Annotated in this window: 9 protein-coding genes; 1 reads left to right on the forward strand and 8 read right to left on the reverse strand. The window is 69.2% G+C overall.

Annotated elements, in window-relative coordinates; genetic code table 11:
- Nucleotides 1–278: 278 nt before the first annotated feature.
- From LHA26_RS03075 to LHA26_RS03110, 8 genes are all read right to left on the reverse strand, one after another.
- Complete coding sequence (locus tag LHA26_RS03075; protein ID WP_252167289.1) at nt 279–1,250, reverse strand: Imm49 family immunity protein; 972 nt, start codon at nt 1,248–1,250, stop codon at nt 279–281.
- Nucleotides 1,250–14,866: a two-partner secretion domain-containing protein gene (locus LHA26_RS03080; protein ID WP_252167290.1), complete on the reverse strand. Its 13,617-nt coding sequence runs from the start codon at nt 14,864–14,866 to the stop codon at nt 1,250–1,252. The genes LHA26_RS03075 and LHA26_RS03080 overlap by 1 nt, the downstream gene beginning before the upstream one ends.
- Nucleotides 14,866–16,539 (reverse strand): ShlB/FhaC/HecB family hemolysin secretion/activation protein, encoded by a 1,674-nt coding sequence (locus LHA26_RS03085; protein ID WP_252167291.1) that lies wholly within the window; start codon nt 16,537–16,539, stop codon nt 14,866–14,868. The genes LHA26_RS03080 and LHA26_RS03085 overlap by 1 nt, the downstream gene beginning before the upstream one ends.
- A gap of 435 nt (nt 16,540–16,974) precedes the next feature.
- On the reverse strand, nt 16,975–18,054 hold the full coding sequence (locus LHA26_RS03090) for an ion channel (RefSeq protein WP_252167292.1): 1,080 nt from the start codon (nt 18,052–18,054) through the stop codon (nt 16,975–16,977).
- 27 nt (nt 18,055–18,081) lie between these two features.
- Nucleotides 18,082–19,245 (reverse strand): zinc-dependent alcohol dehydrogenase, encoded by a 1,164-nt coding sequence (locus tag LHA26_RS03095; RefSeq protein ID WP_252167293.1) that lies wholly within the window; start codon nt 19,243–19,245, stop codon nt 18,082–18,084.
- Nucleotides 19,246–19,256: 11 nt separating this feature from the next.
- Complete coding sequence (locus tag LHA26_RS03100) at nt 19,257–19,772, reverse strand: SRPBCC family protein (protein ID WP_252167294.1); 516 nt, start codon at nt 19,770–19,772, stop codon at nt 19,257–19,259.
- On the reverse strand, nt 19,769–20,356 hold the full coding sequence (locus tag LHA26_RS03105) for a hypothetical protein (protein ID WP_252167295.1): 588 nt from the start codon (nt 20,354–20,356) through the stop codon (nt 19,769–19,771). The genes LHA26_RS03100 and LHA26_RS03105 overlap by 4 nt, the downstream gene beginning before the upstream one ends.
- 11 nt (nt 20,357–20,367) lie before the next feature.
- Nucleotides 20,368–21,543: a zinc-dependent alcohol dehydrogenase gene (locus LHA26_RS03110; protein WP_252167296.1), complete on the reverse strand. Its 1,176-nt coding sequence runs from the start codon at nt 21,541–21,543 to the stop codon at nt 20,368–20,370.
- 133 nt (nt 21,544–21,676) lie between these two features.
- On the opposite strand from LHA26_RS03110, the gene LHA26_RS03115 reads away from it, so the two are divergent.
- Complete coding sequence (locus LHA26_RS03115; protein WP_252167297.1) at nt 21,677–23,521, forward strand: PAS domain S-box protein; 1,845 nt, start codon at nt 21,677–21,679, stop codon at nt 23,519–23,521.
- The last annotated feature ends 56 nt before the right edge of the window (nt 23,522–23,577 follow it).

Genomic DNA, 23,577 nt, shown 5'->3' on the forward strand with positions numbered 1-23,577 from the left:
GAAGTGCTTCGCGCGCGCGGGACTTAGGCGGCTGAGCCTCGAGCGCTGCCGCCATCCAGTCAGCGCCCATCACAGTGCCAAACTGCGGATGCTGCCTGAGTTGGGGTGTCCCGCTGAGTCCAGGTCTACCGCCATCAGTGCCAGGGTTGTTCTATCACCCTGCCGAAGAACAAGGTCTATTCCATCACCGTCCAGGTAGACATGACCGAGTGTCTTCTGACCGGCTCTTGACATGAGCTTTTGCAGGAGAAGGCGTGTCAATGCTATGGTATCGACTGTCATGGCAGATCCCCCGCTTTTTCAGAGGCCGGAAAGTCATACCGCTCCATGAAGGGAAAGGGATCCACATAGGCATCAAGGGGGCGGACCGGGAGCCAGGCTTCCGGAAGATAGGGGCTGTCGCCGAAGCTGAGCTCATATCCGTGCCGCCACGCCAACTTCGCATAGAGGACGGCATAGGTGCTGAGCAGATGCTCGGTAAAGCCGAACTCGCGGCCGAGACGCGGTAGGCCTTTCTTGTTGAACAGCGTCCGGATCGCCGCCCGCATGCCATCCGCATCCCCCCGGGCGAGCGCGACGTAGAAATGATGATCATTCAGGAAAAAGAGACCGTCTCCAGACTTTGGTGGATTTGCGAGGATGCGTTCGGAGCGAGCGCCCAGTTCATCCCACGCCCCGCGAAGCGCCAGATAGAATTGCTTTCCCCAATATTCCTGCATCCGAGGATTTTCAGTGTCCTTGGCCGGACGGTTGCGCGATCGTTCACGCTCGTCCTCTGCGATCCACCGCACAAGGTCGGGATGATCGGATACCAGTGCGAAGGTGACATCGTTGATTTTACCGCAGCCATAGCCATAGCCGTAATAGCCCTGCGGCAGATCCTTGAAGGGTGGCTGGCCACCAATGTAGCGCAACTTACCCCACGTATAAAACCAATTCTTTGATGCGTTCAAATCCCCGTCTATGAACCACGAACATATGCCACGGGCCTTTATCGGCCTTTCTAGTAGATTTATTAGCGTACCAGCATGTGGAACCACCGCGTCTATTTTATCGAGTATAGTTCTTATATTCTCGTCGCTAGTCATTTCAGGGCCTATACATCGGTAAACACGATCAAGTGTATCGATAGCCTTTTTGCTCAGGTTCAAGTCGTTCCTCATGGTATAGCTAAATGGTTTTTCCGCAGTCATCTCAGAGGAGACCTTCTTCTCATCCAGGCCACTTTTATGGAACCATCTCAAGATCATCACAGCCCCCGTTCTAACCTACTCGGTACATTAACCTTCGCCAGAACAACGTTCCCAGTGCTTCGGTCAACCCCTCCCACGACCGTCACGAGCTGACGGTCCTTCTGAGCTTGCTCGATGGCTTTCGCCGCCGGTGAGTCAGCCAGTTTCTCTAAGACTTTATCGATCCATTCTGCGCTGAGTTGCAGATCGCCATTCTTAAGCTTGGACAAGCTGACGCTACCCGACGCATTGATCTGCTTAGCATCTATCACCAGCAGTACCTTACCGTCAGGACCCTGCAAGAGATGATCGATGCCCTTATTACTACCATATTTTGCATCCAGTTCGACGTACTTTGTCGCAGAGAATAATTTTGTGAATAGCGCCTCCGTCGCTGCGCCTGTCTTGTCCGCGCCGCTCTTGACAAACCGCGCTAGAGCTTGGAGATCTTTGGGCATAGAGTCATAAAGAATCTCGACCCCTCCTTGAATAAGTCTGGCTCCGGTGCCTCCGGATGTTATAGTGATTCCGTCAGCGCCTAACATGGCTGCCAGAGACTCAGCTACATGCTGCCTGAAAGGCTGAGTGAGAGGGCTTAGCTTGGCGAGAATGTCCTTTGCGGACGCTCCGGCTTTAAGCAGAGACCTTATCGTCTGCGCGTCCTTGAGCGCGGTGGCGCCGCGTGCCACAGCGGCAGCATCTTCCGCGACGACCTTCACGCCCGCGACGCCGATCTTGGCCAATTTCGCCGAAGCACCCACGTTCACAAGGGCCGAGCTTATGTCGTAGGCCAGACCTGCGAGCCGTTCGCCGAGATCATAGGCGGCATGGTCTCCGCCGCGCGCCAAATCGTCCGACATCGCCCGATAGTCGGCGACGAGCCTGTCGAGCTTCTCTCGGCCGATCTGCTTCACGAGCTCTGGATCGCGCAGGAGGCTCCCGAGGGCCGAGAGCGCCGTTCCCGGGTCTTTCAGCAATTGGAAGAGCCCGGTCAGGTCTCCCACCACGCCTTTTGCAAGGCCAACGTCGAAGCCGGCCTTTGTCAAGAAGTTCTGTTTGCCGCTAATAAGGGAGTACTTAGCAACGACACGCCACGAGCAAGCGGACATAATGCCACCGCACGCGGCTAGCTCTTTGCGATATGCCTGGTATTGCGCGCTGGAGAGCCAGTTATTGTCGAGATTGGCTTGGGTTGCAGTGCTCGAACTAGCCGAGTCGTCGCCAATGGCGGCCGCCGTGCCGGTCACGAGCGCGTTAACCAGATTTGCCTTGGCCTCGACTTCTGCTGTCTTCTCGCCCGGTTTGGCTGGCGGGAACAGTGAGGTCAGTACGGTCGCTGCGGCCGAGCCCATCGCGGCACTTCCGCAATTCGCGCCGCTGGCGGCAGCGCCAGCGCAGGCGACAAGGGCGTGCAGTGCGGCCTGTTCGGGCGAGCCTTCGCGCACGACGCCCTGACGAACAAGATCGCCAATGTAGGAGGCGCCTTTTTGTTGGAAGAAGTTGACGACGGCGCTCTGCGCAAAGCCACCGATCGAGCCGGTCACATTGCCTGTGCCAGCCGCCGCCAGCGCGCCGGCGATCTGTCGATAGGTGCCGCCGGGCAGCCATTTCTCGGCGTCTGCATAGAGGTTCTTCGCCTTCGCAGACAGCCACTCTGCCTGCGTGGTGTCGCCGTTGATTCGTGCCAGTGCCGACTCCGCGGCCAGCTTGTCGGCCATTTTCTTCTTGGACTCGGCGGCGCTCGCCTGGGTGCTCAGAAACGCACTCGTCTCCACCACCAGCGTCTGCGCGGCCTGGAAGCCGTTCGCGACCTCCTCCCGCTTGGCCTCGTCGAACTGCTGGCGGAGCGCGCCGGCATTGGCGCCCGCGGTGTCGCGGCGGAGTGTTTCGACGCGCGCGGTGCTGGCGGGGTCGCTCGTGCTGATCGTGATCGTGGCCGGCGCGATCGCCGACTGGGTGGTGCCCGACTGAGCCCGGCCCGCGCCGAAGGCCATGGGCGGGGCGGCGGTCAGCGTGCCGAGGCGGCCCAGCCGCACCCCCGGCAGCCGCGTCGCGCCCTGCGGCGTCGCCCGGCCGCCGCGGTCCGCGCCGATCCCGCCGATCCCGCCGCCCAGCGCGATCTGCTGCGCGTCCCAGCTCTCGCGGTTCTGAATGTCTGCCGCGTGCAGCGTGCCTGTGACGAGGCTGTTCTTCGCTGCGTCCGCCGTGCTGGCGATCACCGCGCCGGTGAGGCTCGTGTCGCCGCGCACCCGGATCGCGAAACCGCCGTCGCCGGCGTACAGACCCGCCTGCTCGGCGACGCTGGCGAAATCGCCCTGTTGCCGGCCGCTGGAGACATTGCCCGACAAAGACACCTGCCCCGTGCCAAGCGCGACGCTCGCGCCCAGCGAGGCGCTGCGCGCGTGCGAGGCATAGCGGCTGCTGTCCTGCCGGCTGGCGATTGCCAGGCTGCCCGCCTCCACCACCAGCCGGTCGCCCGAGACGAGCGCGCCGTCCAGCCCCAGCGCGCCCGGCGTCGTCAGCGTCGCGGTGCCGCCGGCGCGCAGCACGCTCTCCTGGTTGGTGATCCGGGTGCCGGCATAGTGGCTGTTCGACGAGGAGACGCCCACCGAGATCGTCGGCGCCATCGCCGCGGGCTTGCCCTTGTCCAGCCCCAGCTGCGCGGTGAGCCCGAGCGTGAACCCGCTGCTCCTGGCGTCGCCGCTCTGGCGGTTCGCTTCGGTCGCCGCCACCAGCGTGATCGCGCCGTTCGCCGCAAGCGTCAGGTCGCGCGCCGCCTCCACCGTGGTGCCCCGCACCGCAATCGTGCCGCCGGCGCCCGTGCCCTGCGCGATGATCGCCACGTCGCGGCCGCGCACCTGGCTGCCGACCACCGTCTCGTCATGCGCGGTGCTGGTCGCGCGCGACGTGGAGATGCCGAAGGTGACGCCGACCGAAACCCCCAGGCTGCCGCTCCCGCTCGTCAGCGTGCGCGCCAGATCCTTCCCGGCATTGACGGCGTTGACCGCCGCCATCCCGCCCGCCAGCCCCGCCACGGCCACGACGCGATCATTGCCGGTGCTGGTGGCGATCCGGCCCATATCGACCGCATTGCCGAGGCTTTGCAGCAGCTGGCTCTGGACGCCGATCGAGAGGCCCACGCTCGAGCTTTGGGTGGTCTGGCTGGTGTCGCTCGCGTTCAGCGCGTTCGCGATCTCGACCGTGGCGCCCTGCAGCCGCACATCGCCGCCCGCCGCCACGCGGCTGCCGGTGATCGACAGGCGCCCGCCCGACACGATCGCCGCATCGCCCGCCGCGGTCCCGAGCAGCGATCCGGTGTGCACCGTCTCGGCCACCTGGCGCGTGGTGCTGGTCTTGGCCACGCCCAGGAACAGCCCGTCGCCGCCGAGCGAGAAGCCGCTCTTCTTGACCGAGGACCGGCTGTCCAGACGGTCCGTAGTGGCGCGCGCGGCGATCGTCACCGGGCCGTCCGCCACCAGCGCCAGCCCGTTCGAGGCGACGAGATTGGCGCCGGTGATCGTCACCGCGCCGCTTGTGGTGACCCGGGTGGTATCGCCCGACAGGGTCGAGGCGAGCGCGGTCTCGTCATGCGTGATGCTGCTCGTGCGCCGCGTGGTGGAGGAGAAGAGGCCCGATTTCTTGGAGACCGTGTCGACCCGCGCATCGACCGTATCGACCACGCCGGCCAGCGTCAGGCTGGCCGCATCCAGCGCGAGCGCGCCCTGGGCGGACACCACCGCGCCTTCCACCCGCACCGCCCCCGGGCTGGCGATGCGGAGGCCGGCCGCCGCGTCCAGCTCGGCGCGCTGGTGGGTGGTGCTCGTCGCGTGGGTGGTGGCGCGGCTCTTCTTGCCGGTGCGCGCGAAGCGGTCGAGAGTCGCGCTCTCTTCCGCCGAGACGATCGCGATGCCCTGGCCGCCATAGAGCGCGATCCCGTCGCCCGCCCCCGCACCGGCGCTGCGCACGCTGCCGCCCGTGATGCTGAGGTCCGCGCCCGCCGCGAGCGATACCGGCCCGGCGGCGGTCACCGTCGTGCCGAGGAAGCGGGTCGCCGTCTCGGTGCTGGTCGCTTTGGTATATTTGCCGGTGCGCTCGGCATAGCTGGTGGTGGTCGTGCTGGTGACGCCGCCCAGGCTGATCGTCCCGGTCGCGGCGAGCCGCGCGGCGCCGCCGGCGCTGAGCGTCGCCGCGCGCAGGCCGATATCGCCGCCGGCGCGGATCGTCAGGTCGCCGCCGGCCGCCAGCGTCGCGCCGGTCACCTGCTCGCTGACCGTGCGGCGGTTCCACCAGTGGCGCTCGTCCCGATAGTCCGAGGTCAGGCTTGTGCTGGTGCTGCGGATCGTATCGGTGACGAGATCGCGACCGGCGTCGAGCGCCAGGCCCGCATCGGCGCGGATCGTGCTGCCGCCCGCCAGCCGGATGTCGCCCCCGGCCTGGGCGAGCACCGCCCCGCCCTCGATCGTGCCGCCGCTTGTGTTGGCGATGTCGCCGCCCTGCGACGCGAGCGCCAGGATCGCCTTGGCGTCGAGCGTGCCGCTATTCTCGATACCGTCGCGCGCGGTGATCGCCACATCCGTGCCGGCGACCAGCGCGCCGCCCGCGATCGCCTTGGCCTGGCTCGCCGCCAGATAGACGACCGGCACGAGCAGGTCGCGACCGCCGACCTTGCTCTGGACGTACCAGAGGAGCGGCTCGGTCAGCGCCGCCACCTGTTCGGGGGTGAGCGCGACGCCGAGCCGCAGGCCGAGCCCGGTCCTGGCCTTCTCGGCATTTTTGAGCAGGCCCTGATATTGGTCGAGCGCCGAGCCATAGTCGGCGAGTTGCGCGCGGCCCGATTGCGCCTGCACCGCCCGCGAAACCAGCAGCGCCTCGAAGAAGCCGTCGCCGAGCCGCGCATAGGTGGTGGCGCGGTCCGGCGCGACGCGATCGAAGAACCATTTTGAATCGTAGAGCGCCGCTTCCGAAGAAAGCGCCGCGTTGCTGGTGAACAGGACGCGGGAGCCGGGATTGGCGCTGTAGGTGAACAGCGAGGGCGCGTTGCCGGTGAGGTTGAAGCTCGCCAGGAAGCCGCCGACAAAGGTGCCGAAGGCGGCGTTCGCGATTATGGGCGCGCCCGTGTCGTTCAGCCCCGCGACCAGCGCGGGAAGGAGCGCCGAGGCCCCCGGCCCGCCGGAACCGCCAGCACCACCCGGGGCGGATGCGCCCTGCAGGTCGGTCGCCGCCCAGGCGGGCGCGGCGGCGCCATCCGCCGCACGGCCGATCTCGCCGATCCGTTCGGCCTCCCACACGGGATCGCCGGACGCACCGCCGATCCTGGCACCCGCCGCCGCGCCGACATCCACCGCGCCGCCGATCCCGGCGCCGCCCCTTTCCCGGGCCGAAGCGACGCCGACACCGAGGGCGGCGTTGATCGTGAGCGCCCCTGACGCGGCATCGCCCTTGCCTCGAGCGCTCAGGCCGCCCCCAGCGGCCGCGCCGACCGCGCCGGTGCCGCCAACGGAGGTGCCCGAAAGCGCCACGCGCTCCGCCGCGCCAGGCGTCGCCGACGCGCCGTTGCCGGCGCTGAAGGTCGCGGGTGCGCTGGCGCTCGGCCCCGCCCCGCCGGCGTGCTCGACCAGCTGGTTGGCGGTGTAGCGATCGGCACCGATCAGATTTTTGGCGATATTCTTGAAACTGCCGGCGTTGATTGTAATTGTGCCACCGGCGCGAATAAGGGTGGGCGCTGCCGTTATCGGAGTGTTGACGCCCCCGGAAACAAGCAGGTCCGACACATTCGTGACCGAACCGGCCGTCGTTACGCGAACGTCGTCACCTGCAAGTATCGAGGAATTGCTGTTCGTTACACCGCCAGCGCCGGCATTGATCATTATGGATCGCGCCGCAGATATCTTTGAAGGGCCCGTTACCGTCGAGGCAATTTCGCCTTTCTGCATCTCATATATGCGAACAGAACGCGTCCGACCCGGAAGATCAGTTCTTGTAAGACATGAAGCTATGTTACTTGCGGTAGAGTCACTCCGGATACATAAAAAATCGTTCAAGTCGTTCAAGAAAGGCTCAGCATCTATTGCTAAAGTTAATCCCTCTTCTATAAGTCTCACTAATCGGATGTTCGGATTGCCTCTTATTTCTTCTTCCGACAGCCTCTGGCCCGTTGCACGCTCGATAAATAGTCTGCCCATTCCCCCGGAAGAGGCTGAAGTATTCAACCTCTTCACACTGTTGAGGAAGTCGCCCCCAGTCAGGCCTATCTGTATCCCGCCCCCCAGCGACTGGATCGTCGCCGACTGGTTCGCGACATCATGCGCGGTGATCGCGATATCGCCTTGGGCGAGGATCAGGCCGTGGCTGCCATTACCCTGGTCGTCGCCAACATAGTCGTTGGTGAGCGCGCCGCCGGCCGAGAGGTTGAGGCGGCGGCCCGCATAGATCGTGCCGACATTGTAGAGCGAGCCCGCCGCCTGCAGCGTCAGGTCGCCCGAGGTCGCCATCAGCCCGGCGTTGCGGATGTTGGCCGCGCTGATCCAGTAATCGCCCGAAGGCGCGAAACTGCCGCTGTTGGTGAAGTCGCCGCCGAGGAACAGGCCGACCGTGTCGCCCTTGAACGCGCCGGCACTGTAGACGAAGGTGCCGGCATCGGCCTGGGCGACGATCGTCCGCGCGGTGATGCCGCCATTGGCGCCACTCGCGGCGTTGACGATGTCGCCGTGCGCCGCTTTGAGGAACGCCGCACCATCGGACCACAGGCTGCCCTGGTTGGTGAAGCCGCCGTTCGTCTCGATGTCGAGGTTCGCCGCGCGACCGATATCGCGGCCGATACCCGCCGTGTTGCCGGCCCCGCCGCGCACGCTGATCGATCCCGTGGCGCGCACGGTGGCGGTCTCCGCCGAGATCACCACGCGCCCGTTAGAGGCGGTCGCGCCGGCCAGCGTCACGTCGCCCGCCGTGCCGGTGGCCGTGAACGCCACGAGCGTCTGTCCGGAATTGAAGCCGGACAGGCTCAGCGCCGATCCCGACACCGCGAGCGCATGGCCCGCGACCAATTGCGCCGCCGCCGTCGAGACGACCGCGCCGCTCGCCTCCACCGTCAGATTGTTGCCCGCCTGGACCGAGCCATCCAGAACCAGCCCGCCCGGGAGGAGCGTGCTGCTGCGAAGAAGCAGGTCGTGCCCCGCGATCACGCCGAGGCTCGCGGCACGGCCGCCATCCTCGCGCCGATAGCGCGCGCCCAGCAGCAGATGGCCGGCGGCCAGCGTCATGTCGTTGCCGGCGATGATCTGCGCCGGGCCGTCGGCGAGCACGGCCCCGGCCATCGACAGGCGCAGATCATGCCCCGCGCTGATCTTGCCGCTCAGGCGCGCCGTGATCGGCGTGCCGCTCACATCATAGTCGGTGCCGTTGATGCCGACCGCGCCCGATCCGGTTGCGGCATCGACGCTCTCGACCGTCAGATCATCTCCGGCCTGGGCGGTGCCGCCGGCGCCGACCGCCAGCGTCCCGCCGCTGAGCGTGAGATCGTTTCCGGCGAGGATCTGCCCGTCGAGCGTCAGCGCCCCACCACCGGTCGTGCCGATCGCCACGTCGCGTCCGGCGGCGAGCCGTGCCGCGGCGCCGATCCTGGTGGCGCCAGCGCTGACGCGCACGCTGCCATTGGTCGCGGTGAGCGAGCCGGCAAGGGTCAGCGTGGAGAGCGCGCCGAGCCGCGCATCGCCCAGATAGGTGCCGAGCGAGGCCCCGGCATCGACGGTCAGCGTCGGCGCGCCGCCGCGTTCTCCGGCGAGCGTCACATCGCCATTGACGAGCGTGGCGTCGCCGATTCTTACCGTATCGGCGGTGATGCCCAGCGATCCGGTGGCGGACAAAGTGCCGAGGCTGTGGACGCCCGCGCCGCGTAGCGTGACATTGCCCCCGCCGATCGCGGGTGTCGCCTGGGCGCTGCCCGCGATCGTCTGGCTGCCGGCGCCGAGCGTCAGCACCGATCCGCTCGCGAGCTGGAGGGCGCCCGGCGTGGTGAGAAGGCCGTGCGAGGTCAGATCGCCGCTGGCGGTGATCGCAAGGTCGCCGGCGGCAGCCACCGTGCCGGCATTGGCGAAGTCCGTGCCCGACAGCGTGATGCCGCCCGCGCTTCTGAGTGCGCCTCCCTTTTCCAAGGTGAGGCTGGGGATCGACCAGGCGATCGCGGTGCCGGCTTCGGCGGTGCCGCTAAGGGTCACGCTGGCGGCGTTCAGGTTCAGCGCGTGATCGGCGTGGAGCAGTCCGGCCTGGGCGATCGCGCCGGCGCGCAGCGTCGCATCGCCGCCCGCCCCGCCGGCCGAGGCGGTGGCGACGATCGTGCCGGCATTGGCGATGCCGTCCGCGCTGAGCGTGACCGAACCGCCACCCGCGGTCGCGCCGGCGCCGCCGGCGAAGATACCGGCGCCCGCCTGGTTAGCGATGGTGCCGCCGGAGAGTTCGAGCGCGAGATCGCCGAGCGCCACCAGATCGCCCGACGAGACATAGCCGCCGCTGAGGGCGATACGGGCGGTCCGGTTCGATTGCAGCAGGCTCGCCTCGCCCAGCGTCAGCCTCGCACCCGCCGCGCGCAGGCCAGAATGGCCGATCGCCTGCGCCCCGCTCAGCAGCGTGATGTCGCCCGCGTCGAGGCCGAGCGCGCCCGCCGCATAGACGCCGCCCGACTGGCCGATCGCGCCGCCCAAAGTGATGCTGGCGCCGCGCAGCGCGACCGACCCATTGTTCGAGACGATCGCGCCCGTCGAGCGCAGCGCGGCGCCGCTGCTGAGGCTGATGCCGCCCTCCGGCCCGCTGCCGCTTGTGCTCCCGGCGGCGATGACGCCGGCGTTGGTCAGCGCGCCCGCGGCGGAAAGGCGCAAGGCGCCCGGCGTCTCCACCCGCGCGCCTTCGGCCAGGACGACATCGCCGCCGCGCGCGGACACGAGGATCCCCGAGGCGGCTTGCGCGCTGCTCGTGCCCCGCAGCGTGATCGCGCCGCCAATATCGGCGACGATCCCGCCACCGGCCGCAAGATGCGCGCTGTCCAGCGCCGCCGCCGCGATGAGCAGATCCTTGCCGGCGGCGATGGTGCCGGCGTTGGTGAGCCCTGCCCCGGCCCGGAGCGTCGCGCGGCCCAGCGTGCCGATCGCCGGCCCCCCGCTGTCGGCGGCGACGCTGAGGCTGGTCGCCGCCTCCAGCGTCAGATCATTGTTGGCGGAGAGCCGCCCGCGCAGATCCATGGCGCCGCCGCTCGTCAGCGCGAGCGTGCCGTCCGCGCCGGTACCAAAGGCGGTCAGCCGCGCGCCCGGCGCCAGCGTCAGGTCCCCGCCCGCGGCGGAGACCGCGACGTCCCGCGCTTCCACGCTGCCAATCACGGCAGTCGCGCCGGCGGTCGACCGGATCGTGACCGTGTCGAGACCGGCGACGCTGCCGCCGATCGTCGCCGTAGCGCCGGTCAGGTCGATCGCGCCGCCGGCCGAGACCGTGCCGGTGCTGGAGAGGGCCTGCGCGGTCGCCGTAAGGCCGCCGGTCGCGCCGAGCGTGCCGGCATTGGCAAGGCGCGCGCCCGCCGCCAGGAGCAGCGAGCCGACCCGGGTCACCCCGCCGTCCGCCGTGCTGATCCCCGCCTGCACGACGCCGCTCGCCGCAATGTCGAGCGCGTGCCCGGCACGCACGGTCAGCGACGCGGCGCCCGCCAGGCTGCCCGCCAGCCTGGCGTCGCCGGCGGCGTGCAGCGTGGTCGCCCGGGCCGAGGCCTGCGCGCCCTCGGCAAGCGCGATGTCGCCCGCGCGGCTGGTGAGCGACAGATCGCCATTGGCGCGGATCGATCCGGCGAGCGACAGGGCCGCGCCGGTCAGCTGCGCGTCGCCCAGCGCCGTGCTGCGGCCGCCATGGCGCAGGGTTCCGCCGGCCGACAGGATCAGGCCGGCGTTGGAGGCGAGCGCGGCGTTCTGCACAAAGGCGCCGCCGCTGCTGATCGAAAGCCCGGCCAGTCCGGTCAGCGCGCCGCCCAGCGTCGCATCCGCCGAAACGCTGGCGGTGATCGCGCCATCGACATGCGCGGTCCCGGTGGTGACCAACGTCTCGGTCTCGAGCGACAGATCGCCCAGCCCGGCCAGCGTGCCGCCCAGCAGCACGCTCTTGCCGGCGAGCCGGCTGGTGCCCGCCACGTCCGCCGCCGCGGCGAGATCAAGGGTTCCGCCGGCGGTGATGGTCAGGTCGCCGGCCTTGACCATGCGCCCCTGGTCATCGGCGGTTCCCGCCGCCAGCCGCCCGCCCAACGCGAGGTCGCCCACACTGGCGATCGTCACATGCGTGGCGGCCTGGATGCGCCCGCCGCCGGAAAGCGTTGTGGCGGAGAGCGCGAGCCGGTGGCCGGCCTGCAGCGTCGAGGTCGCGGCCAGCGTCGTCGCGCCGCCGTCGAGCGTGAGCCGGCGCGCGCTCGCGAGCGACCCCGAGAGCGCGGTCGCGCCCGCCTTGGCGGTGATGTCGCCGAGCGCGGTGACGCTGCCGCTCAGGCCGAAATCGCGGGTGGCCGTGAGGGCGAGACCGGCATTGCCGGCGATCGTGCCGCCAAGCGCGAGGCTGTCGGCCGTCAGGCGGACATCGCCCAGCGCCGTGATCCGGCTCCCCGCCGTCATGGCCAGATCCCCGGCCGCCGTGAACGCGACCGCCCCGGCGGACTGAATATCGCTGCCCGCCGCGATGGTGAGCGCGGCGCCGGCATCTGCCGCCAGCCGATCGGTGGTGCGCAGCGTGCCCGCGATACCGGTCGCGCCGCTGCTCGTCAGCGCAACCGCGCCGCCGCTCTGGAGACTGCTCGTCACGCCGAGCGTGATCGAGCGGCCGTCGAGCGACAGCCCCTTCGTGCCGATGATCGTGCCGCTCTGCGCAAGGTCGCGCGCCGCGACCGTCACCCCCTCGCCCGAGAGGGTGCCGGTGCTGGCAAAATCCGTTCCCGCCTCGACGTGCAGATCAGCCTTGGCGGACAAGGTGCCGCCATTGCGGACCATGCCGTCCGCCCGCAGCGCGAGCGCGCCGCCATTGGACGCGATCGTCCCGAGATTGGCGAGATCGTTCGCTACGCTGATGGCCAGCGAGCCGGCCGAAGCGAGGCTGGCGAGGCCGGCCACATCGACACCGCCGCCCCGCACCGCGAGCGCCGCGTCGCTCCAGGCGCTGCCGCGCACCGTCAGCACATGGGTGGCGAGCGCGGTCAGATCGCCCTTGGCGGCGACGGTGCCGGCAATCTCGATATCCGCGGCGGACAGGGTGACGGCGCCGCGTGCGGCGAGCGATCCCGGCGCGGCTCCGCCCGTCAAGGCGGGCAGGTTCAGCACCAGCGGGGCCGCCGCACCATCCGCCGACGGCGCACCGCCGCCTCCATCGCCGCTGCCGGGAGCGGCATTGCCGCCATTGGCGTCGCCGCCCCCGCCGCCCGCTCCGCCCGCGCCCGAACTCCCCGCCGCGCCGCCATCGCCGGTCGCGCCCTCGGCCGACGCACCGATGCGCAACCGGTCGACCGCCGTCAGCGTCACGTCGCGGGCCGCCTGGATCGTCCCCGCGAGGCTGAAATTGTCCGCGTTGGCGGTCATCGCCACGATGTCGTTGGCGAGGATCCGGCCGGGGATCGACACGCGCGGCGCCGTGAGCGAGAGCGCGCCGCCGCTCATCAGCGTGCCGCGCAGCAGCGCCTCGCCGCCGGCGCCGAGATCGATCGTGCCGCGCGTCTGCGTGCGTCCGGCCAGCGTCAGCGCCTGCCGGCTCGTCAGGCGCAGCCCCGTATCGCTCTGGATCGCGCCCAGCGCGGTGAGCGTGGCGGCGGACAGCGTCAGCCGGCCCTTGGCGTAGCCGGTCGATCCCGCGCCGAAGCGCACATCGCCGCTGGCGGTGACGGTCAGGTCGTCCTGGGTCGACAGGACCGCGTCCGACTGGAGGCTCCCGACATCAAGACGCGCCGCGCCGCCGGCATAGACCGTGCCGGCCAGACTCGCCGCCCCCGCCTGCAGGTCGAACGCGCCCTCGGACTGGAGCAGGCCGGTGGCGCGCAGATCCTGTTCCGCCCGCAGCCGCAGCGATCCGCCGATGAGCGATCCGCCGACCGTGAGCGACGGCGCCGCCGCCATCACCATGCCGTTGCTCTGGAGCGCGCCCGAGGCCGCGACCGAAAGCGCCTCCTCCGCACGCGCCGTCGCCGCGCCGAGCCCCGTGGCGGTGCCCGCAATCACCAGTTGCCGGCCCGATAGCGTGAGCCGGCCATGCGCGGCGAGCGTGCCGGTCAGGCTGATGGCGTCGCCCGTCAGCTCCATGTCCTGGCTGGCATGGCTCGTCCCGGCGAGCGCCTGGTCCGCCTGCGTCCGGAGGGTGACATTGGTGCCGCCGAACCGCCCGGCCGCCCCCTGTCGCAGCGCGCGCGCATCGATGGCGAGCGCGCCGCCGGCGGCGAGCGTGGCGCCGCCGGCCTCCACCGCGCCACCCGCGACGATCGACACCGCGCCGCCGAACGTGCGCGCGCCGGTGCCGTCGATCCCGGCGAAGACGCCGTCTCCGCCTTCCAGCGCGATGTCGCCGCCGGCGCGCAGCGCGACGTCGCCGCCCGCCCCGGCGAGTCCGCCGCTCTGCCGGATCGTCTGCCCCGTGATCGCGAGGCCGCCACCCGCATAGAGGCGGTCCGTGAGCGTAACCGCTCCCTGCGCGGCGGTGAGGGTCGCGTCGCCGGCGGCGAAGGTGCCGGCGAGCGCGAGCGCGCCGTCGCTGGTGATGGTGAGCGGGCCCTCCAGCGCCGCCACCGTACCGCGCAGGTTGATCCCCAGTCCCGCGCCGGTGCCGACCAGCCGGATGCGGTTGGCATACATGCCGCCGAGGATCGAGGAATCGATGGCGACGCCCGGTCGCGCCGCCGCGCCCGCGGCGCTTGCCGTGCGGCTGGCATAATCGACCGATCCGCTACCGCCCGCGATCAGCAGGTCTTTGGTGTAGAGGCTGGCATTGAGGCGCGTCGCCGCCGCGATGATGTCGAAATAATCGACATTGCCGGCAAGCAGCCCGCGCCCCTCGACGGCGACATCGCCTCCCTCGGCGATGCGGAAGCCATCGAAGCCGCCATCGGCCGCGAAGCGCAGCGTCGCCGCCGCCAGGCTGACCCGCCCGGTGTTGAGAAAGCCGCAGCCGTCGCACGTGATGCCGCTCGGATTGGCGACGACCAGCGCGGCGCGCGGCCCGAATATCTCCAGCGGCCCGGCCAGGGTGGTGCGCACGCCGCCGGTGACTTCGTTCAGGATCAGCGATGCCGCCCGGCCGCCGCCGAGATTGGGGTTGGCGATCAGGAAGCCGCCGATCACGCTGCGTCCGGTGGTCGGGCTGTTATCGAAGATCAGCCCTTCCTTGCCGACCGACAGCCGGGTGAAGACATTATGCGACGTCCCGCTCGCATCGGGCGTGGCGATATTGACGATCGGGGTGCCGGCCGGCGTCACGTCCAGTCCGGTCCGGCGGTCGGCGGGCTGCAGGGGCGGCGTGGCGATGGGCGCGCCGGTCTGCGCGCGCGCCGGCGAGAGTGCCGAGGTCGCCAGCGCCGCGAGCATCAACGCGCGCAGCGCGCGGCGGCGCGTGCGACATGAAGCGGGAGGGACAGCCCTTTCCATTACAGCAGAATCCTGATGCTGGAGCTGAACAAGGCCCGGGGATGGCGCACCCAGGCGGGCGCGGTGACCGGAACGGCCAGGGTGAGTTCGGCCTGGAGATGGCGGCCGCGGATCATCAGTCCGGCGCTCCCGGACTGGAGCAGGCCGCGCTCGAACGGATCGCCCCCGGCCGGCACGATCGCGCCGAGATCATAGGCGAAATAGCCCGACACGCTGGTCGCGAGCGCCGGCTGCGCCTTGGCGAGATCGACAATGCCGAAGCCGAGCTGCTCGCGGATCGCCGCGCCGCTTCGCCCGGAAATGCCATCGTCGCGGAAGCCGCGCACCGTGGCGCTGCCGCCCAGGCTGAAGCGGGTGGCCGGAAACACAGCGTCGAAGGCCCATTGGCCGCGCAGCAGCACGGTGTTGCTGAGCCTCGTCGGGCCAAGGGCGAAGGGCGATTGCACCGCCGCGTCGAATGTCAGCCGGTGGTAGCGTCCGGTCGCGCCGCCCGGCCCGGTGTCGACGCTGTGCGCGCCAAGCACGCCCAGGCCCTGATCATAGCCGCCGGCGAGGCTGAGTTGCGTCTTCGCCAGCCGCCGCTGCCAGCGCAGATCGGCGGCCGCCGAAACGACGCGGTAGCTGCTCGTCCGCAGCGCGATCCCCTGCACGAAATTGCGGGTGTCGAGCAGCGACAGACCCAGGGAAAGCGACAGCTTGTTGCGCGCGTCGCGGAACAGCATGCGGTCGATCGCCGCCGATCCGCTAGAGGTGCGGCCATGGGTCGCGAAGCGCAGCCCGTTGCCGGCCAGCACCGACTGATAGGAGGAAAAGCCCGCGGACAGCGTGAGCGTCCACCATCCGCGCGGCAGAGCGGCGAAGCCGCCATAGGCGCGGGCGCGCCGCGTGCGATCCTTGCTCGCGGCGCCCTGATAATAGAAGGACCAGCTGTCGGCGAGGCCGAGCGGCGAATCCAGATCCAGGCTCGCGCTCGTCTGCCAGCGCCCGGTGCTCGCCGGGCCATCATTGTTGATCAGGATGGCCGGACGGATCCAGCGGGACAGCGGCTGGCGATGCACCAGCACCCGGCTGGTGCCCGGCGCGTCGCCCGGCGCGATGTCGATCTTCGGATCGCCCTTGGCCATCCGCGCCAGCTGGTCGACACCTTGCTCCAGCGCGCGCAGGCTGAGGCGATCGCCACGACCGACCGGGAAGGCCGCCGCAAGCTCGCCCCTGCCATAGCGCTTGCCCTCGCCTGAAGCCTCCACCCCGCCGACACGGCCCTCGACCAAGAAGATCGTCAGGATGCCCGATTTCAGATCCTGCGGGCCGACCACCGCGCGGCTGGTGACGAAGCCGTCGCGCACATAGCGGTCGGTGATGGCCCGCAGGGCGGCGTCGATCGCCCCGATGCCGATGCAGGAGCCCCGAAGCGGCGCGAGCACCGTGGCGAAGCCATCCACCGGATAGCGGCCGCCCCCGGCCAGGCGCACCTCGCGGATGGCGGCGCATCCTCCGCTTTCGGGCGAAGCGGGCTCCGGCGCCCGCGCCTCGTCCCCATGCGGCGGCCGCCGCCGCGACTGCTCGAACTGCTCGGCGCGGTCGCGCGCCTGTTGCTGCTGCTGCTCGAGGATGCGCTCGGCGTCCCGGTCGGCCGGGCCGGCCAATTGCGCCGAGGCCCGCTGCGGCGGCACCGCAAGCAGCGAAAGGGCAAAAAGCCCGAGGGCGGCCCAAGCCCCCTCCCGATCGAAAATCTTCCCCACAAAATGAATATATTGGCGAAATGGGAAAGATTCGGAGGTGATTCGTGGTTAATACTGACTTAAAGTATGACGATATCAGTAAGCGCTCATGATGAGCAATGCTCCGCGGATCTTTTTGATTCTACTTGAGAAGAAATCAACTGGCCGCCTGCGCTATCGAAGCGGCGGAGGACAGGACGCTTCATGTCACTGAAGCGTCCTGCTTTTTCCAGGTGCGATCTGTAAGAGGCCGCGCGACCGTCCGAGGATCTCCGTGGCGGTCGCCGCGAACCTTGGCGCCTTAGCGCAGGGCCACGTCTGGAGACACGCACAAAGGGAGGCTTGACGGTAGCGCGGCGTGCTTTCAGCCGGCGGGCAGACCATGCATCACGCGACCGGCGCCTCGGCGGATCGCCGATCGACCTCGCCCATGTCATAGCCGAGCGTCGGCGCCACCCGCCGGATGCGGGGCTCCCAGCGGCGCCGCTCGGCACAATAGGCATCGACCGCGTCGGCATCGACGAGGATACCGGCACTCCCGAGCGTCCGCGTCGCGGCGACGAAGCTCTGCCGCAGCCGCCAATTGTCGGCGGCGTCCTCGGGCGCAGCCCTTATCGTCGGGAAATTGGCGTCCAGCGTCTCGAGCAGCAGCTTCGCGCCCTGCGCCACCGAGCGCAGCGCGGCCGAGGCCCGCAGGCTGGCATAGCGGTGGCGATCGAGCGCGGTGTCGATCAGCGTGACCAGGTCGAGCAGCACGAAGCTGAAGCGCGACACCGCATAGCGCGGCGCCTCGAAGCGGAAATAGAACAGCAGCGGATAGAAATGGTGCGCTTCCTTGGTCGCCGCGAGCGCGCGGGCGAGATTGGCCAGTTCGCTCGTCGCATCGTCCATCGTGCCGCCGGGCATCAGCCGGGCCAGCATCACCGCCGCGTCGCCGGTGCCGTCGGTCATCAGGTCGATCGTCAGCGCCAGCGCGTTGCGCTCGCGCAGTCCCGAATAGACCTGAACGAGATAGCTCAGCACCAGCGACAGCACCGACGCGCCGATCAGCGAGTTCATCAGGAACAACAGGCGCGTCCCCATGCTGTGCGGGGCATAGTCGCCGCCGCCGACGATCGACAGGCTGTTGCCCGCCACCAGCAGCGCCGTGACGAAGTCGGTCGACGCAGTGCCGCTGGACGGGCGGATCGCGGTGCCGAGTTCCGGCTGGACGACCAGCGCCGCGCCGAGCGTCAGCCCCAGCGACCAGAAGCCGATGAGCGACACGACGATCAGCGGTCCGGCAAAGGACAATAAAGTGCCCCGGTGCCTCCCCGCGCGCTTCGCCAGCGCACGAAGCGCCGCCCAGACCGCGCGATCCCAGCGGGGGGCGAGCAGTCCGGTGCCCGCCCGGGCATAGAGTATGGTCAGAAAGATGTCGGCGAGGAACAGCAGGGTCAGCGCCGCTCCGAGGATCTGCTCGATCATTATCGTTCACGCGCTCCCGCCGACCGCTCAAGGCATGAAGACGGCACGGAGGCAGCCATCCTCCTTGTGCTTGAACATGTGATAGCCCTTGGCGCTCTCCTCGAGCGGGAAGCGATGGGTGGCGAGCGCGGCGGGGGTAAGTTCGCCGCGCAGCGCATGTTCGAGCAGGCGCGGCACATAGGCCTGGCCGTGCTGCTGCGCCGTGCGCACGGTGACGCCCTTGTTCATCAGCACCCCGAGCGGGAATTTGTCCATCAGCCCATAGACGCCGAGGATCGAGAGCGTGCCGCCCTTGCGCACCGCGAGCATCGCCTGGCGGAGCGCAGTGCCGCGATCGGTTTCCAGATAGAGCGCCTGCTTCACCCGGTCATAGGCATGCTGCAGCCCGGTGCCGCTCGCCTCCATGCCCACCGCGTCGATGCACGCATCGGGGCCGCGGCCGCCCGTGAGTTCCTTCAGCGCGTCGAGCACGTCCACCTGGGTGAAGTCGAGCGGCGTGGCGCCGAACGCCGCCGCCTGGGCGAGCCGTTCGGGATAGCGATCAATCGCGATCACGCGCTCGGCGCCGAGGATCATCGCGCTCTGCTGCGCCATCAGGCCGACCCCGCCGCAACCCCACACCGCGATCACGTCGCCGCGCTGGATATTGCAGAAGTCCGCGCCCATGAACCCGGTCGGCGCGGCATCGGAGATGAACAGCGCGTCCTCATCGGCCAGGCCATCGGGCACGAGGAAACAGTCGGTATCGGCGAAGGGCACGCGGACATATTCGGCGTGGCTGCCGGCATAGCCGCCAAAGGCATGCGCATAGGCGTAGATGCCGGCGGTCGGGTAGCCGAGCAGCGGCTCCTGCAGTTCGGGCTTGGGGTGGCTGGTGTCGCACAGCGAATAGAGATCGTGCTGGCAATACCAGCATTGCCCGCAGGCGATGAAGGACGGCACGACGACGCGATCGCCCCGCTTCACCTTGGTCACCCCGCGCCCGACCTCGACGATCTCGCCCATGAATTCATGGCCCAGCACGTCTCCTTCGCGCATGGTGGGAATAAGGCCGTCGATCAGGTGCAGGTCCGAACCGCAGGTGGTGGAGAGGCGGACCTTGAGGATGACGTCGCTCGGGTTGAGGATTTCGGGGTCGGCCACCGTTTCGACGCGAAGGTCGTTGACGCCGTTCCAGCAGAGTGCGCGCATCGGCGTGGCTCCTAGCGATCGGCCCCGCCCTTGCGGGCGGCGGGCTGAGGTTCGGTGGTGGGGATCTCGCCGGTGAGCGCCAGCGCGCGGAACTTGTAGAGCGCGTGCGCCACGATCTCGGTCGGGACGATGTGGAACAGCTTGCTCACCGCATCGCCGAGCAGGCCGCCCGGCGGGTCGAACCGCACGTTCAGATGCAGCTCGGTGCCGCGATCGCCGGGCGCGGGACGGAAGGACAGGTCACCGGTGTTCGGCACATCGGCGCCGTCCAGCGAGGACCAGCGGATCGTGTCCGGGCCGCTGTCCGCGATTTCGGTGCGCCACCGATAGTCGCCGCCCGCCGGGCCATGGGTGCGCCAGTCGGCGGTCCGGCCGTCGAGCGGGACAACCGTGGCGAAATGCGTCCAGATCTGCGCCTGCGTCTCCGGATCGAGCCAGAGCGTCCGCAGCGCCTCGGCGGGCCGGCCGATCGTCACGGCGGCGTGCGCCGCGGCATCGAGCCCTTTCTCAGCGGTCGCCGCGGTCATGCGGAAAGCGCCGGCAGCGCATCGGCCACCGTCCCCTCGGCGCGATAGTCCGCCGGGATGTCGAAATCCTTGCGGGCGAGGCCCCGCGAGGCGGCCGCCCCGCGCGGCAGCCCCGAACGATCGGAATAGTCGCGATCGCTGCGCGCGCCGCGCTTATGGGCCGCCTGCACGCCCGCCAGCGCGACGAGATCAAGCAGGGTGATGCCGGCCACCAGCGCGGTGGCGATCGCCGCGTTGCGGCGCTTGGGATTGTCCTTGTGCAGCGCCGTCGCCAGCGTACCGAGATCGAGCGCGTCGCCGCCGATCCGCGCCGCCAGTCCGACGGGCTTGTCGATCGAGAGCGTCGGGATGGCGCTGGCCAGCTCGCGCGCGCCATAGGCACGGATCAGGCCCTGCTTGTCCTCCAGGCCGAGGGCGCGGGCGATGCGGCCGGGTGCCACCAGTTCGGCGACCCCGAGCCCGATCGAGACCCAGCCGAGCGCGCGCGCGAGCCGATCGGCCCCAGTCAGCGAACTGGGGCCCTTGTGCTCGATCTTGGGGTCGCCTTCCGAACGCGCGATCCCGGTGAGATTGGTGAGGGACATGAATGCCTCCTTCAGGGCTGGAGCATGACTTTGACACAGCCGTCCGCTTTGTCGCGGAAGGTGGCGTACATCTCGGGACCGCGGGAGAGATCGACCTTGTGGGTGATCACGAAGGAGGGATCGATCTGCCCATCCTCGATCCGCCGCAGCAGGTCGCCCGTCCAGCGCGGCACATGCGCCTGCGCCATGCGGAAGGTGAGCCCCTTGTTCATCGCCTGGCCCATTGGGATCTTGTCGACCAGGCCCAGATAGACGCCGATGATCGAGATGACGCCGCCGGGGCGGCAGACATAGATCATCTCGCGCAGCACGTGCGGCCGGTCATTCTCGGCCATCAGCATCTGCTTGGCGCGATCGAGCAGCGTATCGGGCTGGCCGAAATTGACATGGCTTTCGGTGCCGACCGCGTCGATGCATTTGTGCGGCCCCTTGCCGTCGGTGAGAGCGTTCAGCCGCTCGACGACGCTCTCCTCCTCGAAATTGAGGGTGATCGCCCCGGCGGCGGCCGCCATCGACAGGCGCTCGGGCAGGTGATCGATCGCCACCACCTGTTCGGCGCCGAGCAGGATCGCCGAGCGGATCGCCATCTGCCCCACCGGCCCGCAGCCCCATATCGCGACCGTGTCGCCCGGCTGGATGTCGGCCTGCACCGCCGCCTGCCAGCCGGTCGGCAGGATGTCCGAGAGGAAGAGCAGCTTCTCGTCGTCGATGCCGTCGGGCACCTTGATGTGCGTGGTGTCGGCGAAGGGCACGCGCAGATATTCGGCCTGGCCGCCCGGATAGCCTCCGGTCAGATGGGTATAGCCGAACAGCCCCGCGGTCGCATGGCCGAACGCCTTGTCGCCCAGATCTTTCTTGCGGTTCGTCCGCTCGCATACCGAGAAGTTGCCGCGGCGGCACTGGTCGCATTCGCCGCACTGGATGGTGAAGGGGATGACGACGCGGTCGCCCTTCTTCAACGCGGATTTCGCGCCGCTGCCGACCTCAACCACCTCGCCCATCGACTCATGGCCCATGATGTCGCCGGGCAGCATCGCGGGCACGAGATTGTGGAAGAGATGCAGATCCGAGCCGCAAATCGCGCAGCTCGTAACCTTTATTATGGCGTCGCGCGGATGTTCGATCGCAGGGTCGGACACCGTGTCATACCGGATATCCTCCTTGCCGTGCCAAACCAGGGCTTTCATGCTGGTCTCCTCGATTGCGTGGGACCGAGCTAGGGTTCGCCTCATCACAGGCACATACGGGCGATGCCTAGGGAACACCCCTCGCCGACCGGCAGTTGCCGGCCGTGTCGGCAAAGGCTGAGGAGAGGCCGGCGTGGAGCGCGATAAACCACCACCGGCGCTCGCACTGAAGGATCGGGAGCCGGCGTTCGCGGCGGAAGAGGCGCTTGCGCACCATGCCCGCTTCCTCGAGGCCAATCTCTCCGCCATCCCCGACTATGTCTATGCGTTCGATCGCGAGCGGCGGTTCGCCTATGCCAATCCGGCGATGCTGGCGCTGTTCGGCCTCACGGCCGAGACGATGCTGGGAAAGACCTTCGCGGAACTCGATTATCCGCAGGATCTGGCGACAGTGCTCAACGGGCATATCGATCAGATTCTCGCCGAAGGCGTGACCGTCCAGAACGAAGTCTTCTTCCGCAGCCCGACCGGCCAGGCCGCCTATTTCGCCTATCTCTGGGGGCCGGTGCGCAACCGCGCGGGCGAGGTCGAGCTGGTGGTCGGGGTCTCGCGGGATACCAGCGAGCGCCGCGCCTTCGAGGAGTCGCTGCGGACCAGCGAGGCACGTCTGCGCGCCGCGACCGAGCTGGTCGGCATCGGCATCTATGCCTGGGACCCGGCGAGCGGCGCGCTCGAATGGGACGATCGTCTCCGCGCCATGTGGGGCCTCCCGCCCGGAACGCCGGTCGACAGCGCGATGTTCGAGGCAGGCATCCATCCCGAGGATCGCGCGCGCGTGCAGGACGCGATCGCGCGCTGCGTCGACCCCGCCGGCGATGGCAGCTATTCGATCGAATATCGCGTGATCGGGCGCGACGATGGCGTGATACGCCATATCGCCACCTCGGGGCGGACAAGCTTCGCCGGCGGCAAGGCGGTCGGCTTCATCGGCGCGGCGGTGGATATGACGCAGCAGCGCGCCGCCGAAGCGGCGATCCGCGCGAGCGAAGCGCGGTTCCGCGGTTTCGCCGACAACAGCACCAACCTGATCTGGATCGGCGATCCCGCCGCCGGGATCATCACCTATCGCAGCGCCGCCTATTCCCGGATCTGGGGCGTGCCGTGCGAGGCGGGACCGACGGATCTCGCCACCTGGATGCAGGACGTGCACCCCGAGGATCGCCAGCAGGTCGATCATGCGCTCGCCAGGGTGGCGGCGGGCGAGGTCGTGCAGTTCGAATATCGCCTGCTCCGGCCGCGCGACGGGGCGGTGCGCCGGCTGCGCGATACCAGCTTTCCCATCATCGACGGCGCGGGCGCGGTGACCCAGATCGGCGGAATCACCGAGGATCTGACCCGCGATGAGGTGCGCCATGTCTATGTCGTCAACGGCAAGCCGGCCGAAGCGCGCGCGCTGGCCGGCTGGGTGCGCGGGCTTGGCTATCGCGCGCAGAGCTTCGCCAGCGCGGCCGCCTTTCTGGACCTGGCGCCCGCGCTTGCCCCCGGATGCGTGCTGCTGGATCTGCGCCGCAAGCGCGAGGAGGCGCTTTCGGTGCCCCGCGAATTGCGCGCGCGCGCGATCACCCTGCCGACGATCGCGCTCGACATCGCGCACGCCGATATCGGCTGTGCCGTCGCCGCGATGAAGGCGGGCACGGTCGATTACATCCTTGTCGGAGACGAAGCCGCGCTCGAGACCGCCTTGGCCGAGGCGATCGCCGCCTGCCAGGGCGCGGCGCGCGCCGCCGCCCCCGATGATGGCGCGGCGGCGCGGATCGCGCGGCTGACGCCGCGAGAAAGCGAGGTGCTGCGCGGGCTGGTCGACGGAGGAACGAACAAGACGATCGCGCAAAGGCTCGGCATCAGCCCGCGCACGGTCGAACTGCATCGCGCGCAACTGTTGCACCGCCTCGACGCGGGCAGCCTCACCGAGCTCCTGCAGCTCGCGCTGGCCGCCGGTGTGGCGCCGTCTGCGGGATACCCGCGGAAGCCGGCGTGAAGGGCGTCTGGATGAGGAGGCGGGCAAGGGCGCTGAGGCGATCCTGCCGGCGGGGG

It is taken from the genome of Sphingomonas morindae, assembly GCF_023822065.1.
Lineage (GTDB): Bacteria > Pseudomonadota > Alphaproteobacteria > Sphingomonadales > Sphingomonadaceae > Solisphingomonas > Solisphingomonas morindae.